Source organism: Paraburkholderia sp. BR10141, assembly GCF_056155635.1.
Window position 1 is genome coordinate 1 of sequence record NZ_JBMIQH010000031.1, and the last position, 16,146, is coordinate 16,146.

Genomic DNA, 16,146 nt, shown 5'->3' on the forward strand with positions numbered 1-16,146 from the left:
AACCGCTGACCTCTTGCATGCCATGCAAGCGCTCTCCCAGCTGAGCTATACCCCCTTGCAGAACAGAAGCGAGATTTTAAACATCAATTTCGCTTTCGTCAAGAGCTTTTGAATCGTTTTTTGAAGCGCTTCGAGGTTTCCTTGAAACATCGTTGCCCGATTCTGCGGCTCTTTGCGTGAGATTTGCTGCTTATTTGCCGCTTGTTTGCGACTCTCTCGCGCTCCGTATTCAACGGAGCCCGAATACTACAAGAACTGCCGCCCGGGCGCTAGGGTGCGGGCGAAATATTCTTCAAAGTTTTTACTTTGCAGCCGAAATGCCCTTCTCGAGGCGGCTCACCACCGCATCGCGGCCGAACAGCACGAGCACCGCATCGACCGAAGGCGTATGCGTCGTCCCTGCCACGAGCAGGCGGGCCGGCATCGCGAGCTGGGGCATCTTGAGCTTGTGTGTGGCGAGCGTCGCCTTCAGCGCTGCCGAGACGCCCTCCTTCGTCCACTCCGCGCCCTTGAGCGCGACGACGAGATCGGCGAGCGCGGGGCGTACGGCTTCCGTGATGTGCTGTGCGAGCGCTTCGGCTTCCGGCTGCGGCTCGCGGTAGAACATCATCGCGCTCTCGGCGATCTCCTTGATCGTGTTCGCACGGTCCTTGAAAAGCGCGACCACGCCTTCGAGCGACGGCCCCTTGGCGAGCGCCGCCTCGTCCACGCCGAGGGCAGCGAAGAACGGCTTCGAGAGCGCGGCGAGGCGCGCGTTGTCCACTTCCTTCAGGTAGTGGTTGTTGAGCCAGTTGAGCTTGTTGTGGTCGTATTGCGCGGGCGACTTGCCGAGATGCTCGAGATCGAACCACTCCACGAACTGCTCGCACGTGAACACTTCGGCGTCGCCGTGCGACCAACCCAGACGTGCGAGATAGTTGAGGACCGCTTCCGGCAGATAGCCCGCATCGCGATAACCCATCACGCTCATCGCGCCGTGGCGCTTGCTCATCTTTTCGCCCTGCTCGTTGAGCACGGTAGGCAGGTGCGCGTAGACCGGCGGCTCGCCGCCGAGCGCGCGCAGGATGTTGATCTGGCGCGGCGTGTTATTCACGTGATCGTCGCCGCGAATCACGTGCGTGATCTTCATGTCGAGATCGTCCACGACCACGCAGAAGTTGTAGGTCGGCGTGCCGTCCGGGCGCGCGATCACGAGGTCGTCGAGCTCTTCGTTCGAGATCTCCACGCGGCCCTTGACGGCGTCGTCCCATGCCACCACGCCCGTGAGCGGGTTGCGAAAGCGCAGCACCGGCTGCACCCCCGCCGGCGGCGTGGGCAGCACCTTGCCCGGCTCCGGGCGCCACGTGCCGTCGTAGCGCGGCTTCTCGCCGGCCGCGCGCTGACGCTCGCGCAGCGCGTCGAGCTCTTCGGTCGACATGTAGCACGGATACACGAGGCCCTGCTCCTGCATCTGCCTGAGCACTTCGCGATAACGGTCCATGCGCTGCATCTGGTAGAACGGACCTTCGTCGAAATTCAGGCCGAGCCATTCCATGCCTTCGAGGATCGCATCGACCGATTCCGACGTCGAACGCTCGAGGTCGGTATCTTCGATCCGCAGCACGAAGACGCCCTTGTTGTGGCGCGCGAACGCCCACGGGTAGAGCGCGGAACGGATATTGCCGAGATGGATGAAGCCGGTCGGGCTCGGCGCGAAGCGGGTACGGACGACAGAGGTAGTCATGGGCGATTACTCGAAGACGATGCCATCCGGAGCGCGGCGCTGGCAACAAAAGCAGCGACGGCGGCGGACGGCCGGGGTTCGCGGCGCGTTCGGCCCGCGCGGCTAGCGCGGGAGCGCCGGGGGCGCGCGCAGCCTCGCGCACACGAACGGGAATCCGGAAAATTAGAGACGGGATTATACCCGCCATGCACCGCTTCGGCCTGGGGGGCGAGGCCCGGGGTGCGCGTGCGGGCGCCCGTTTCTCTCATGCAAACGTGTATGCGCTCGCAAACCGTCGAGCGCGTTGTCATCTGGCGTCACATCGCGTTACATGCACGCCTGCTAAACCGGGCGCGCTTTGCCTTATGATGTCGGCGCGCCGCCACCACGATGCGGCGTCGCGCGCGCAAACACAGATACTCGGCCGCCCGCGCGAGCAGACCGGGGTACCGCATCGTTCCTTGCCGGACACACACGCGGACCGCATGGAGAACCTTCTTGAAGCAGTCATCGCCCTCATTGAGCCGCCGGCACTTTTCGCTTGCGGCCGCCTCCTCCGTCCTGGCCGCCTGCACGACCGCGGGCACGCAAACCGCCAGTGTCCCGCCGCCCGTCACCACCGCGCCCCCGCCGCCCGTCGCCAGGCCGCAGCGCCCGGTTCGCGTGGGCCTCGCGCTCGGCGGCGGCGCGGCGCGTGGCTTTGCGCATATCGGCGTGATCAAGGCGCTCGAGGCGCGCAACGTGCAAGTCGACTTCGTGGTCGGCACGAGCGCGGGCTCAGTCGTCGCGGCGCTCTACGCCTCGGGCATGAACGGTTTCGCGCTCAACAAGCTCGCGCTGACGATGGACGAAGCCTCGATCAGCGACTGGGCGATGCCGTTTCGCACGCGCGGTCTCCTGCAGGGCGTGGCGCTCCAGAACTATCTGAACACCACGCTGCACGACCGGCCCATCGAGAAGATGGCGAAGCCGCTCGGCGTCGTCTCGACCGACCTGCGCACTGGCCAGCCTATCCTGTTCCAGCGCGGCAACACGGGCATTGCCGTGCGGGCATCGTGCAGCATTCCGTCGATTTTCGAGCCGGTGAAGATTGCGGGCCACGAATACGTGGACGGCGGCCTCGTGAGCCCGGTGCCGGCCTCGTTCGCACGCAAGATGGGCGCCGACTTCGTGATCGCCGTGGACATCTCGGCGCGCCCTGAAACGGCCTCGACGCTGAGCCAGTTCGACGTGCTGATGCAGACCTTCACGATCATGGGCCAGACGATCAAGTCCTACGAACTCGACAAGTACGCCGACATCGTGATCCGCCCGAATCTCAACGCGATGTCGTCCAGCGACTTCACTCAGCGCAACGCGGCGATTCTCGCGGGCGAGGAAGCGGCGGCGCGCATCATGCCGGAACTCGAGCGCAAGCTCGCTACAGCGCGCCTGACGGCCTGATCGCTTGACCTGAGCGCTCCTTCAGCGGGCGCACGGGCGCAAAAAACGCAAAAGCCTGCTTCGCAAGAAGCAGGCTTTTTGTTCGCTACAAAACCCCGATCAGTTGCCGCCGTTGCCCTCGAACTGCGCGCTCACGCGCTTGAGGTTTTGCTGCTGATCCGCCGTGAACGACGTCTCGATGCGGCGTGCACCGGTGAAGCGCTTTTCCCAGTATCCGTCGTCGAGGTCGTCGACGCGGATGGTGCTGCCGGTAGACGGCGAATGCACGAACTTGTTGTCGCCGATGTAGATGCCGACGTGGGAGAACGTGCGGCGCATCGTGTTGAAGAACACGAGGTCGCCCGGCTTCAGGTTGCTCATGCTGACCTTCTCGCCCACGCGGCTCATTTCCTCGGCGCGGCGCGGCAGCGACATGCCGAGCGTGTCCTGGAACACGTAGCGCACGAAGCCGCTGCAGTCGAGGCCGGAGTCGGGCGTGTTGCCGCCCCAGCGGTAACGCACACCAATCATGTTAAGTGCGCCGACAACGACGTCGCCGGCTTTGCCGGCCATGCCGGACAGGAACGCCTTGGCGCCGCCTTCGGTCGGGGCCGGAGCCGCCGCCGGGGTCGCCTGGTTGGCATTCTGGAGGGCGTTCTGAACTGCTGGGATGGACTGCGGATTCGCCGAATTGCTCGGCGAAAATGAGGCATTCTGGCTAAAGCTGCTTACTTCGTCGGCGAACGCGCCGGGAGCTGCGGCCATCAGTACGCCGATGAACATCCCGGCGACGACGCGCGTGCAAGCCTGGGTCAAGTATCGGTGCTGCATTGGTCGGTAGAAATTGCCCGTAAATCAGGGAGTTAGTGGAAAAGTTTGGACGATACTAGCCAGTAAGTATTTGTGTGTCAAAACAAATAGAAAAATTCAATCGCGACATTCACCTCATTGGTGAATTTCACCGAAATTCGCTCTAAAGTTCCGCCAAAGCCTAGCGATCGAATGCAGCTTTCAACAATTTTCGGGTGTAAGGATGGGCGGGTCTGTCGAAGATATTCGCGACCTCTCCCGACTCGACGATCGCCCCGTCCTGCATCACCACCACCCGGTGCGCCATTGCGCCGATCACCGCCAGGTCGTGGCTGATGAACACGTAGCCCAGGTTGTACTTGCGTTGCAAATCCGTCAACAATCTCAACACCTGTTGCTGGATTGACACGTCGAGCGCGCTGGTCGGTTCGTCGAGCACGATCACGCGAGGCTCCAGCACCAGCGTGCGCGCAATGGCGATACGCTGGCGCTGGCCACCCGAAAACTCGTGCGGGTATCGGTGCAAAGCGGTGCGATCGAGGCCCACTTCGCGCAGCACGCCGACAACGCGCTTGCGCCGCTCCTCGATAGAAAGATCGGGCCGATGCAGCGCGAGCCCCTCCCCCACGATGCGCTCGATGGTTTGACGCGGAGAAAGCGAACTGAACGGGTCCTGAAAGACAACCTGCAGATGCGAGCGCAACGACAGCCTGTCGCGGCCCGTGTAGCTCGCGATGGGCCGCCCCTGGAACTGGACGATACCGCTCGCCGTTCGCTGCAGCCCCAACATCGCCATCGCAAGCGTCGTTTTTCCCGATCCGGACTCGCCGACGATGCCAAGCGTCTCACCCTGGCGCACCGCAAGGTTCGCGTCGTTCACGGCGCGATAACGCCCCTTTTGCCACCAGCCGCGAAAACCCGGCAACTTCGTTGCGAAGTCGACGATCACGTCCTTCGCCTGCAGGAGAACCGGCGCGATCGGCAGGACGGGCAGCACGTGGCGCTCGGGACGGCTCGCGATGAGCCGTTGCGTGTACGGATGTTGCGGCGCCTCGAAAATCTGCTCGACGCTGCCCGACTCCACGAGCCTGCCCTTCTCCATCACGGCCACGCGCTGCGCGAAGCGGCGCACGAGGTTCAGGTCGTGCGTGATGAGCAAGACCGACATGCCGCGCCGTGCCGCCTCCTCGCGCTGCAGCTCGAGCAGCAGATCGACGATCTGGCCGCGGATCGTCACGTCGAGCGCCGTGGTCGGCTCGTCGGCGAGCAACAGACGCGGACGGCACGCGAGCGCCATCGCGATCATCACGCGCTGGCGCTGGCCGCCCGAGAGCTGATGCGGATAACTCGACACGCGCCGCCGCGCCTCGGTAATGCCCGTGCGCTCGAGCAGCCCCACCGCCTGCTCGTAGGCCGCTTTCTTCGAGACGCCGTCGTGCAGCACGATGGTTTCCGCGATCTGTTCGCCGATCGTGTAGAGCGGATTGAGCGCCGTCATCGGTTCCTGGAAGATCATCGCGACGTCGTTGCCGCGCAGACCGCGCATCGCGCGCTCGCTCTTCGCGAGCAGATCGTCGCCGTCGAGGCGGATGCTTCCACTGATCTGCGCGTCCTGCAGCAGGCGCAGTACCGCGAGCGCGGTGACGGTCTTGCCCGAGCCCGACTCGCCGACGAGCGCCACGCGCTCGCCGCGCCCGATCGCGAGCGTGACATCATCGACGGCGAGCGTCTCGTCGAAGCGCACGCTCAGGTGCTCGATCGAGAGGAGCGGCGCGGCGGCGTCCTGAGGCACGGCGCTCACTGGTTGCCTCCGGCCTTCATGGCGTCGGAAATACGCGTATCGAGCGCGTTGCGTAGCGCGTCGCCGATGAACGTGAGCAGCAGCAGCGTCGCCACGAGCACACCGAAAGTCGAGAGCGCGATCCACCATGCGTCGAGATTGCGCTTGCCCTGTGCGAGCAACTCGCCGAGGCTCGGCGTGGGTGCGGGCACGCCAAGGCCCAGGAAGTCGAGACTCGTGAGTGCGAGAATCGCGCCGCTCATGCGAAACGGCAGGAACGTGATGACCGGCGTGAGGCTGTTGGGCAGCACGTGATGCCAGATGATCTGCCAGTTCGACAGGCCCATCGCACGCGCGGCGAGCACATAGTCCTGGTTGCGGTTGCGCAGGAATTCCGCGCGCACATAGTCGGACAAACCGATCCAGCCGAACAGCGAAAGCAGCACGATCAGCAGCACGAAGCCCGGCTCGAAGATCGCCGCGAAAATGATCAGCAGATAAAGCTCGGGTAGCGAACTCCAGATCTCGATGAGACGCTGTCCGAAGATATCGATCTTGCCGCCGAAGTACCCTTGCACCGCACCCGCCAGCACGCCGAGCAGCGTGCCGATGGCAGTCAGCACGAGCGCGAACTCCACCGACACGCGAAAGCCGTACAGCAAGCGGGCGAACAGGTCGCGGCCGCTCTCGTCGGTGCCGAGCCAGTTCTGGCGCGACGGCGGCGCGGGGTTCGGCACTTTCGCGAAGTAGTTGAGTGTGTCGTAGTAGTACGGATTCGGCGGATAGATCGCGAAGTTGCCCGGCGCGTCGAAGCGGTGGCGAATGTACGGATCGAGGTAGTCGGCAGGCGTCGGGAAATCGCCGCCGAACGCGGTTTCAGGATAGTCCTTGAACAGCGGGAAATACAGGTGCCCGTCGTAGCGCACGACAAGCGGCTTGTCGTTGCACCAGAGCGGACCCGCGAGACTCGCCGCAAACGCGACAAGAAACACGATCAGGCTCCAGTAGCCCAGGCGCTGCTGCTTGAAGCGCAGCCACACGCGACGGGCGGGCGTGGGCGACTTGAAGGCGCGCACGCTCTCGGTACGCAGTTCGGGTTCAGCGCCAGCGCGGACTCGGTTCAACTCAGCGCTCCAGTTGTTCGAATTGGATGCGGGGATCGACCCACACGTAGCACAGATCGGAAATCAGTTTGGTTAGCAGTCCGATCAATGTGAAGAGGTACAGCGTGCCGAGCACGACCGGATAGTCGCGCCGCACGACGGATTCGTACGAAAGCAGGCCGAGCCCGTCGAGCGAAAACAACGTTTCGATCAGCAGGCTGCCGGTGAAGAACGCGCCGATGAACGCCGCCGGGAAACCCACCACGAGCGGCAGCAGCGCGTTGCGAAAGACGTGCTTCCAGAGCACGGTGCGCTCCGAGAGCCCTTTCGCGCGCGCGGTCAGCACGTATTGGCGGCGAATCTCTTCGAGAAAGGCGTTCTTGGTCAACATCGTCGTGACGGCGAAACTGCCCACGACCGACGCCGTCACGGGCAGCGTGATGTGCCAGAGATAGTCGAGAATCTTGCCGCCGAGCGAGAGCGTGTCCCAGTTGTCAGACGTGAGATTGCGCAGCGGGAAAAGCTGCAGGAACGAGCCGCCGCCGAACAGCACGAGCAGCAGCACGCCCAGCACGAAGCCCGGAATGGCGTAACCGACGAGCACGACGAGACTCGTCACGAGGTCGAACCGCGAGCCGTTGCGCACCGCCTTCGCGATGCCCAACGGCACCGATATCAGATAAGTGAGAAAGAAGGTCCAGAGGCCGATGCTGATCGACACCGGCAGCTTGGAAATGATCAGCGACCACACGCTCTGGTGATGGAAATAGCTCTGTCCGAGATCGAAGCGCGCAAAGCGCCCGAGCATCAGGAAATAGCGTTGCAGCGGCGGCTTGTCGAAGCCGTAAAGCTGCTTGAGCTGCGCGATCTGCTGCGCGTCCACGCCCGAATGCGCGCGCATGCCGAACGGCATGCCCTGCTCCGCGCCCCGCCGCAATTCGCGCACCGCCTGTTCGACGGGACCGCCCGGCACGAACTGGATCACGCCGAAGGTCAGCGTAAGCACGCCGAGCAGCGTCGGGATCATCAGCAGCAGGCGTTTGACGATGTAGCTCCACATGATTTCGATGCTTTCCGTCGTGTCCGTCGTTAATGACCCGTCGCCTGTGGCGCGGACTGCGGCTTGAACCACCACGTCGAGATGATCCAGTCGTTCGCGCCATAGTACAGCGGCAACTTCGCCGGATAGGCCAGCGTGTTCTTGAACGCCACCCGGTGCGTCGCGCTGTACCACTGCGGCACCACATAGTAGCCGTGCATCAGCACCCGGTCGAGCGCATGCGTGGCGTCGAGCAGTTGCTGGAGCGTCTGCGCCCGCGTGAGCGCCTTGAGGATCGCGTCGACGGCCGGCGACTTCAGGCCCAGCAGATTGCCCGAGCCCGGCTCGTCGGCGGCCTTGCTGCCGAAGCGATCGACCTGCTCCGCGCCCGGCACCTGGACGTCGGGGAACTTGATGGTCGTCATGTCGAAGTCGAAGGCGTCGAGCCGCTTCTGGTAGAGCGCGAAATCGACCGAGCGATAGTTCACCTGGATGCCAAGGCGCCTGAGCGCCTGCGTGTACTGCGCCATGATCGGCGCCCACTGCGCCGAAGCGCTCGTGTCGTCGAGCACCTCGAACGTGAACGGCTCGCCCTTCGCGTTGCGCAGCGCGCCGTCGCGATAGGTCCAACCGGCTTCGGCGAGCAGCGCACGCGCCTTGAGCAGATTTGCTCGCAGCGAGCCCGGCGGGGTCGTATCGGGCTGCGAGGGCGGCGGCCCGAACACGGCGGGATCGAGCGACTTGCGCCACGGCTCGAGCAAGGCAAGTTCGCCAGGCGATGGCAGCCCCTTTGCCTGCAGCTGCGTGTTCGCGAACCAGCTGTCGATGCGACGGTACTGGCTATAGAACAGCATGCGGTTGAGCCACGGGAAGTCGAGCGCGAGATCGAGGGCGCGGCGCACGCGCACGTCCTGGAACACGGGCCTGCGCAGATTCATGACGAAGCCCTGCATGCCGGTGCCGTTGTGCTGCGGGAACTCGCGCTTGATGAGCTCGCCGCTGTCGAAGCGCTTGCCGACATCGCGCCGCACCCAGTTGCGCGCGACGTATTCGACGAGCGCGTCGTACTCGCCCGCCTTGAAGGCCTCGAGGCGGGCCACGTCATCCGAATAGAGCTTGTAGGTAACACGCTCGAAGTTGTTGGTGCCCACGCGCACCGGCAGGTCCTTGCCCCAGTAGTTGGGGTCGAGCTTGTAGGTGATCGTGCGACCGTTCGAGTAGCGGTCGATCACATACGGGCCGCTGCCGATCGGCTGCTCGAACGCGAGCTGATCGAAGGCGACGCGGCTGCCGTCCGGGCGCAAGCCCCACTTGTGCGAGAACACCGGCATGCCACCCGCGATGAGCGGCAGCTCGCGGTTGTTACTGCGGAACTCGAAGCGGATCGTCGCGGGATCGACCACCACCGCGCGCGTGATCTCGCTGAAATACGCCTGCATGGAGGGCGCGGCCTGGCGGCTCTTGAGCGTGTCGAGCGAGAACTTCACGTCTTCGGCAGTCACCGGGTCGCCGTTCGAGAAGCGCGCCTTCGGGTTGATGTGGAAGGTCACCGAAAGCCCGTCGGGCGCGATGCGGATGTCGTCGGCGAGCAAACCATAGGCCGAGGCCACTTCGTCGAGGCTCCCCGTCGTGAGGCTCTCCAACAGCATGCCGAGCCCCGGGGCCGCGTTGCCGCGTAGCGTGAACGGGTTGAACTTGTCGAAACTCGTGAGGCGGTCGGGATTGGCGAGGACGAGCGTGCCGCCCTTGGGCGCATCCGGATTCACGTAGTCGAAGTGCGGGAATCCTTGCGGATATTTGGGCTCGCCGTACTGCGCAATGGCGTAGACCGCGTGCGCGCTCGGCATGGCCAGCAGCCCGCATCCGAGCGCAAGACACATCGCCGCCAGCCTTTTGGCAAGTGCGAACCGAACCGCAGGAACGGTTGCCCCAAGCGCGCCGAGCGCCGTCCTGCCTCGCGTTCCTGTCGTCATAGATCGGTAATTGTCCAGGCTGCCTTGTCAGTTGTGAGAGAATTCTACCCAAACCACGCGGCGCCGCCCCCACAGGCGCTGGCGCATTGACCTGATTTAGGAGAATTCATGGGCTTCCTCGCTGGCAAACGTATCCTGTTGACCGGCCTGCTGTCGAACCGTTCGATCGCGTACGGCATCGCGCAGGCATGCAAGCGCGAAGGCGCGGAACTGGCGTTCACGTACGTCGGCGACCGCTTCAAGGACCGTATCACCGAGTTCGCACAGGAATTTGGCAGCAACCTGGTGTTCCCTTGCGATGTGGCCGACGACGCGCAAATCGAAGCGCTCTTCACGGACCTCAAGCAACACTGGGATACGCTCGACGGCCTCGTCCACTCGATCGGCTTCGCGCCGCGCGAGGCGATTGCGGGTGACTTCCTCGACGGCATGACGCGCGAGAACTTCCGCATTGCGCACGACATTTCGGCATACAGCTTCCCCGCGCTTGCCAAGGCCGCCAAGCCGATGCTCGCCCAGAACGCTTCGCTGCTGACGCTGACCTATCTCGGCGCAGAGCGCGCGATCCCGAACTACAACACCATGGGCGTCGCGAAAGCCGCACTCGAAGCGAGCGTGCGTTATCTCGCGGTGGCGCTCGGTGCGCAAGGCGTGCGCGTGAACGGCATCTCCGCCGGCCCGATCAAGACGCTCGCGGCAAGCGGTATCAAGGGCTTTGGCAAGATTCTCGACTTCGTCGCACAGAACGCCCCGCTGCAGCGTAACGTGACCATCGAGCAGGTCGGCAATTCCGCCGCGTTCCTGCTCTCCGATCTGGCAGCCGGCGTGACCGCCGAGATCATGCACGTCGACTCCGGCTTCAACGCGGTGGTTGGCGGCATGGCCGGCCTCGAGTAAGCCTCTCTTCGCGTTGCGCGCGCATCGTTGCGCGCGCAACGGCAAGAATGCAAAAGCCGCCCACTGGGCGGCTTTTCTTTTGGCGTGGCGTTCGATGTGCCATGCGCGCCGCGTCACGCGCACCACGCCGGCAACGAGCCTCGCGGCTTAGTGCCAGTGTCCCGGAGGACCGCCGTGGTCGCGGTCGTAGTGGCCGCGGTCGTAGTGGCCGCGGCCCGGGCCGTCATAGCCGCCGTGGTGGCGATACCAGTCGTCGCGCCCCCAGTAGCGGCGGCCGTCCCAGTAACGGTCACCGTGCCAGCCGATGACGATGGCCGGCGGCGCGGCATAAACAGGAGCCGGCTGATAGACGACCGGCGGCGGAGGCGGCGCGTAGACCGGTTGCGGAGCGACATAAACCGGGGCCGGAATACCGATGTTGACACCAACGCTCACGCCAGCCATAGCAACGCTCGATGCGCCGATAGCCACGCCCCCGAGCAGCATTGCAACAACACGTGGGAACTTCATGGACTCACCTTTCGGATTTGATGTTTTGTTCAAGCCAATATAACGCACGGCTTTCGCCCGCGTATTTCAAACTTGTAATAACTGATGCACGAACCTGGCCTGCGTTCGATGTCGTTACGTCTCGTTACACTGGGCGGCGGATGGCCAACAGCGCCGGGCAGAATAGCATCGCTTGCGCCGGTGTGCAGGAGACTTCGCACGACTCGCGAACCCCAGTCCATTTATCGGCGCCTCAATGCAAAACCTTTGCGCTCCGGTGCGCCACCGCAATTTGCCTGGCATTCCTGACGATTCTCGCAGTGCTTCTTCCCTGCCTTCGAGCGACGACTTATTGCCTCCTCACATCGAGTAATTTGCGACCCAAAAAACAAAAACCCCGCAAGCCGAGACTTGCGGGGTTTCCACCGCCATTACTGGCGGAGACGGAGGGATTCGAACCCTCGATCCAGGTTTTGGCCCAGATGCTCCCTTAGCAGGGGAGTGCCTTCGACCTCTCGGCCACGTCTCCCAAAAACTTCGTTCGCGCCAGGGAGGCAGCGCAACGAAGCCAAGATAATAGCGGGTTAGCGCCTTCCGGTCAATTCATACGACGCTTTTTTGCAAAGTTTTTTCTGCAAGCGCACAACGAACCTCGGGCGCGGCATCGTGCATCGGAATCGAGCGGAAAAACCGCGTCACATCCTCGTCACACAACACAAACGCGGCGCAATGGCCGCGCAAACACGGCACGGTTTACGCGTGCTCGAGGTCGAACGCCTTGTGCAGCGCGCGCACTGCCAGCTCCATGTACTTCTCGTCGATCAGTACCGAAATCTTGATTTCCGAGGTCGAGATCATCTGGATGTTGATGCCCTCTTCCGAAAGCGTGCGGAACATCTTGCTCGCCACGCCCACGTGCGAACGCATGCCCACGCCGACCACCGAAACCTTCGACACCTTCGCGTCGCCGAGCACCTGCTCCGCGCTCACGTGACCCTTCACCTGGTTGTTCAGCACGTCGATGGCGCGCTGATAGTCGCCGCGCGGCACCGTGAACGTGAAGTCGGTCTTGCCGGCCACGCTCTGGTTCTGGATGATCATGTCGACGTCGATGTTAGCGTCCGCCACCGGGCCGAGGATCTGATACGCGATACCGGGCTTGTCGGGCACGCCCATCACGATGATGCGGGCCTCGTCGCGCTGGAACGCGATACCCGAGATGACTGCTTTTTCCATGGTCTCGTCTTCTTCAAAAGTAATCAGGGTGCCCGAGGACATCTCCTCGTCGAGGTTCATCATCGGGTCGGTCAGGCTCGAGAGCACACGCGTCTTCACCTGATACTTGCCCGCGAATTCCACCGAGCGGATCTGCAGCACTTTCGAGCCGAGGCTGGCCATTTCCAGCATCTCTTCGAACGTAATGCGGTCGAGACGGCGTGCGTCGTCGACCACACGCGGGTCGGTCGTGTAGACGCCGTCGACGTCCGTATAGATCAGGCATTCGTCGGCCTTCAGCGCCGCTGCGACTGCAACTGCCGACGTGTCCGAGCCGCCGCGCCCGAGCGTGGTGATGTGGCCTTCCGGGTCGATGCCCTGGAAGCCCGTGATCACGACCACCTTGCCTTCGTCGAGATCGGCCAGCACGCGCTCGCCGTCGATGTCGTTGATGCGGGCCTTGGTGAACGAGCTGTCGGTTTTGACCGGCACTTGCCAGCCGGTGTAGCTGATGGCGTCGACGCCTGCTTCCTGCAGGGCGATCGACAAAAGACCGACGCTCACCTGCTCACCGGTCGACGCAATCATGTCGAGCTCGCGCGGGCTGGGCTGCGGCGAAATTTCTTTCGCGAGACCGAGCAGACGATTGGTTTCGCCGGACATCGCCGAAGGCACGACGACCATCTTGTGGCCGGCCTTGTGCCATTTGGCGACGCGCTTGGCGACGTTCTTGATGCGCTCGACCGAGCCCATCGAGGTGCCGCCGTATTTGTGTACGATGAGTGCCATTGTCGTTCTGAACTGGAGATGTTACCGCGCTGGCGCACTGAAGAACCGGGCCGCCCGGACGCCTTGGGGCCACGGCGGCGGCTTCAGCGCGTGCAGCACGCGCGGGGTTTTGCCTCAGGGGCGCGAAGGCCGGCGCATCGTGTCGACGCGCGCTGGTGCCTTGCACTCGCGCCCTGCCCGCATGCCGCTACGACGTCCCTGCAACCGTCGGATACCGCTCGAAGGAAAAATCGCGCCTTCACGAGACACGCCGCTTTTGACGGCGTCCGTGAACGCGAAAAAGCGGGCTGGACAAACGACTTACACTACCCGATTGACGCCAAAATTACAAGACAGCACACGCTCGCAGAGGCCGAAAAAGGCTTGTGTGGCAAGGATTTGCGGGGGAACGATCGCGATGCCAGTCGGCGAATTGATCGATGACGGCGACGCGACTTCAGGCGATCAGCACATCCTTGCGCCATTCGATGCGTCGCCAGGCCGCGTCAGGCTCGCCGGGCGTCGCGCCGAACGCCGGCCGGTTCACGCCGATACGGGGCACGAACAGCAGCGTCTCGCCCACATAGAGCAACGGCACGTCGCGCTCCCATGCCGGCACGCCGCGCGTCTGGAACAGGTTCTTGAGCGTGCGGCTCACGTGCGCGGCTTCGTCGCGCAAGCGCTCGCCGCCGCTGCGCTCGCGCGCGACGAGCGGCGCGCTCGCGAGCACGTGCTCGGGAACGGCGTCGGCATCGTCAGGAGCGGCGGGCGCGAAAACGTAGCTCCCGCGCCATGACGGCAGCCGCCAGACTTCCTCGCCGCGCCAGTTCAACGACACGGGCGCGCGTGCATGAGCGGCGCCCTCGCCTGCGCGTTCGTCGCGCGCCCGCATGGCTTCCCACGAAACGATGCCGCGATACGCGCGCAAGCGATGTCCGGCGTGATCGACGCGCAACGCATGGCCATTCGGGTCATCGCGCGCAACCTCGCGCAACTGCCGCAACAGATCCGCAAGCCGCGCGGTCGACGCCGCCGGCAGGCCAAGCGAGCGCATCCAGTAACGCAGCACATTGAGGGCGCGTGTATCGTCGAGCGCGAGCAGCGCGGCATGTGAAAGCGCGCGGTCGCCCTCGCGTCCGACGTCGCGCAAATCGATGCGCGCGAGATCGTCGAGCAGACGCTGCGAAGCAGCTGCATGCGCCGCCGTGCGCGCGAGCGCATCGCGATAGCCAGGAAAATGAGCCGAAAGCGCCGGCATCACGTCGTGACGCAAGGCGTTGCGCGCGTAGCGCGTGTCGTCGTTCGATTCGTCGTCGATCCAGTGCAGGCCGTGCGCGCGCGCATAGCGCTCCAGTTGCATGCGCAACAGCGCGAGCAGTGGCCGCATGCGCGCCACGCCATTCGCGCTCGCACGTGCCGGCGCCATCGCCGCGAGCCCCGCGAGCCCGGCGCCGCGCAGCAACTGCAGCAGCACCGTCTCCGCCTGATCGTCCGCATGCTGCGCGAGCCAGAGCGCCTGCACGCCGTGCGCCGCGCACATCGCGTCGAGCGCGCGGTAGCGCGCGTCGCGGGCAGCCGCCTCGACGCCGGCCGCGTCGTCGCGCGCCAACTCTACGCGCCTCGCGTCGAACGTCACGCCGTACGCGCGCGCGGTTACCTCGCAATGGGCAAGCCATGCGTCGGCGTTCGGGCTCAGGCCGTGATGCACATGCAGTGCGACGAGACGCTGTGCGCCCGCCGCCCGCACCGCGGCGTCCAGCAGCACGGACGAGTCGAGCCCGCCGCTATACGCGATCGCGATGCGTGCGTCGTCGGCAAGCGTGGAAAGCACAACGCCGAGCGCATCGAGAACGATGCGCCCGGCGTCGGATTCGGGATGGTCGGTCACAGCACGACCGCAGACGTCGAGGAACGTTGACGTCGCGCGCCTTAGGCGCCCGGCGTCGTTTCCTTGAACTTGCCGTAGGCCATCAGGCGCTCGAAACGGCGCTGCTTCAGATCGGCGATGCTCATGCCCTGAAACTGGCGCAGCGAGTCGGCGAGCGCGCGGCGCAGCAGCGCGGCCATGCCCTTCGGGTCCCGATGCGCGCCGCCGAGCGGCTCGTTCACGATCTTGTCGATGAGGCCCAGCGCCTTGAGACGGTGCGCCGTGAGGCCCAGCGCTTCCGCAGCTTCCGGCGCCTTCGCGGCACTCTTCCAGAGAATCGACGCGCAGCCTTCCGGCGAAATCACCGAGTAGGTCGAGAACTGCAGCATCATGACGGTATCGGCCACGGCCACAGCGAGCGCGCCGCCCGAACCGCCTTCGCCGATGATCGTCGTGATGATCGGCGTCTTGAGTTCGGCCATCACATAGAGATTGCGGCCAATGGCTTCCGACTGGCCGCGCTCTTCCGCGCCGATGCCCGGGTACGCGCCCGGCGTGTCGACGAACGTGAAGATGGGCAGGCCAAATTTTTCGGCGAGACGCATCAGGCGTTCGGCCTTGCGATAGCCTTCCGGGCGCGGCATGCCGAAGTTGCGCGCGGCGCGCTCCTTCGTGTCACGGCCCTTCTGGTGGCCGATCACCATGCAGGCCTGGCCATTGAAGCGCGCGAGGCCGCCGACGACGGAAAGGTCGTCCGCGAACGAGCGGTCGCCATGGAGTTCGTGAAAATCGGTAAAAAGCTCGTGCACGTAATCGAGCGTGTACGGACGCTGCGGATGACGCGCGATCTGCGAAACCTGCCACGGGCTCAGGTTCGCATAGAGGTCCTTCGTGAGTTGCTGGCTCTTCTTCGACAGCCGCTCGATTTCTTCCGAAATATCGACGGCCGAATCGTCCTGAACGAAGCGCAGTTCTTCGATCTTCGCTTCCAGTTCAGCGATCGGCTGTTCGAAATCCAGAAACGTGGTCTTCATGTGTGGGAATCCTTCACTTTGCGGCAGCGCGTATTCTAACCGCGCCA

General features: G+C 64.2%; 12 protein-coding genes and 1 tRNA gene. 2 read left to right on the plus strand and 11 right to left on the minus strand.

Going from position 1 to position 16,146, the window contains the following annotated elements; genetic code table 11:
* Positions 1-301 precede the first annotated feature (301 nt).
* Positions 302-1,723 carry a glutamate--tRNA ligase gene (gltX, locus tag ACOJB8_RS31520; RefSeq protein ID WP_475016093.1) on the minus strand — a complete coding sequence of 474 codons (1,422 nt, stop codon included), beginning with the start codon at positions 1,721-1,723 and terminating at the stop codon, positions 302-304.
* A 477-nt stretch (positions 1,724-2,200) separates the two neighbouring features.
* Here gltX and ACOJB8_RS31525 point away from each other — a divergent pair, with 477 nt between their 5' ends.
* Positions 2,201-3,145 (plus strand): patatin-like phospholipase family protein, encoded by a 945-nt coding sequence (locus tag ACOJB8_RS31525; protein ID WP_475016095.1) that lies wholly within the window; start codon positions 2,201-2,203, stop codon positions 3,143-3,145.
* A gap of 99 nt (positions 3,146-3,244) precedes the next feature.
* On the opposite strand, the gene ACOJB8_RS31530 is transcribed toward ACOJB8_RS31525, so the two are convergent.
* From ACOJB8_RS31530 to ACOJB8_RS31550, 5 genes are all read right to left on the minus strand, one after another.
* Entirely contained in the window at positions 3,245-3,955 is a 711-nt protein-coding gene (locus ACOJB8_RS31530; protein WP_342945859.1) for a C40 family peptidase, read from the minus strand.
* 160 nt (positions 3,956-4,115) lie between these two features.
* Positions 4,116-5,735, minus strand: a complete 1,620-nt coding sequence (locus ACOJB8_RS31535; protein WP_475016097.1) for an ABC transporter ATP-binding protein — start codon at positions 5,733-5,735, stop codon at positions 4,116-4,118.
* Positions 5,732-6,838: an ABC transporter permease gene (locus ACOJB8_RS31540; protein WP_475016099.1), complete on the minus strand. Its 1,107-nt coding sequence runs from the start codon at positions 6,836-6,838 to the stop codon at positions 5,732-5,734. Before ACOJB8_RS31540 ends, ACOJB8_RS31535 begins: the two co-directional genes overlap by 4 nt.
* 1 nt (position 6,839) lies before the next feature.
* The gene (locus ACOJB8_RS31545; RefSeq protein ID WP_028204101.1) at positions 6,840-7,877 is read right to left on the minus strand and encodes a microcin C ABC transporter permease YejB; all 1,038 of its coding nucleotides are present in this window, start codon (positions 7,875-7,877) and stop codon (positions 6,840-6,842) included.
* Positions 7,878-7,906: 29 nt separating this feature from the next.
* Entirely contained in the window at positions 7,907-9,829 is a 1,923-nt protein-coding gene (locus ACOJB8_RS31550; protein WP_475016101.1) for an extracellular solute-binding protein, read from the minus strand.
* Positions 9,830-9,937: 108 nt separating this feature from the next.
* Between ACOJB8_RS31550 and fabI the strand changes: the two genes are divergently transcribed.
* Positions 9,938-10,726 carry an enoyl-ACP reductase FabI gene (fabI, locus tag ACOJB8_RS31555; protein WP_069265581.1) on the plus strand — a complete coding sequence of 263 codons (789 nt, stop codon included), beginning with the start codon at positions 9,938-9,940 and terminating at the stop codon, positions 10,724-10,726.
* 147 nt (positions 10,727-10,873) lie between these two features.
* Here fabI and ACOJB8_RS31560 read toward each other — a convergent pair whose 3' ends face one another.
* The 5 genes from ACOJB8_RS31560 to ACOJB8_RS31580 all read right to left on the minus strand — a co-directional run bounded on the left by ACOJB8_RS31560 (position 10,874) and on the right by ACOJB8_RS31580 (position 16,099).
* A complete protein-coding gene (locus tag ACOJB8_RS31560) occupies positions 10,874-11,236 on the minus strand; it encodes a hypothetical protein (protein WP_342945862.1) in 363 nt (120 codons plus the stop codon).
* A gap of 414 nt (positions 11,237-11,650) precedes the next feature.
* Positions 11,651-11,744 (minus strand) — tRNA-Ser (locus ACOJB8_RS31565).
* A 224-nt stretch (positions 11,745-11,968) separates the two neighbouring features.
* Positions 11,969-13,219: an aspartate kinase gene (locus ACOJB8_RS31570; protein WP_069265579.1), complete on the minus strand. Its 1,251-nt coding sequence runs from the start codon at positions 13,217-13,219 to the stop codon at positions 11,969-11,971.
* 436 nt (positions 13,220-13,655) lie between these two features.
* Positions 13,656-15,086, minus strand: coding sequence for a tRNA lysidine(34) synthetase TilS (gene tilS / locus ACOJB8_RS31575; RefSeq protein ID WP_475016103.1), 1,431 nt, complete (start codon positions 15,084-15,086; stop codon positions 13,656-13,658).
* Between the two features lie 41 nt (positions 15,087-15,127).
* A complete protein-coding gene (locus tag ACOJB8_RS31580) occupies positions 15,128-16,099 on the minus strand; it encodes an acetyl-CoA carboxylase carboxyltransferase subunit alpha (RefSeq protein ID WP_028204107.1) in 972 nt (323 codons plus the stop codon).
* Between the last annotated feature and the right edge of the window lie 47 nt (positions 16,100-16,146).

Coding starts and splice junctions, on each gene's coding strand:
- gltX (WP_475016093.1), bottom strand. CDS start 1,723: ATGACTACCTCTGTCGTCCGTACCCGCTTCGCGCCGAGCCCGACCGGC.
- ACOJB8_RS31530 (WP_342945859.1), bottom strand. CDS start 3,955: ATGCAGCACCGATACTTGACCCAGGCTTGCACGCGCGTCGTCGCCGGG.
- ACOJB8_RS31545 (WP_028204101.1), bottom strand. CDS start 7,877: ATGTGGAGCTACATCGTCAAACGCCTGCTGCTGATGATCCCGACGCTG.
- ACOJB8_RS31550 (WP_475016101.1), bottom strand. CDS start 9,829: ATGACGACAGGAACGCGAGGCAGGACGGCGCTCGGCGCGCTTGGGGCA.
- fabI (WP_069265581.1), top strand. CDS start 9,938: ATGGGCTTCCTCGCTGGCAAACGTATCCTGTTGACCGGCCTGCTGTCG.
- ACOJB8_RS31560 (WP_342945862.1), bottom strand. CDS start 11,236: ATGAAGTTCCCACGTGTTGTTGCAATGCTGCTCGGGGGCGTGGCTATC.
- ACOJB8_RS31570 (WP_069265579.1), bottom strand. CDS start 13,219: ATGGCACTCATCGTACACAAATACGGCGGCACCTCGATGGGCTCGGTC.
- ACOJB8_RS31580 (WP_028204107.1), bottom strand. CDS start 16,099: ATGAAGACCACGTTTCTGGATTTCGAACAGCCGATCGCTGAACTGGAA.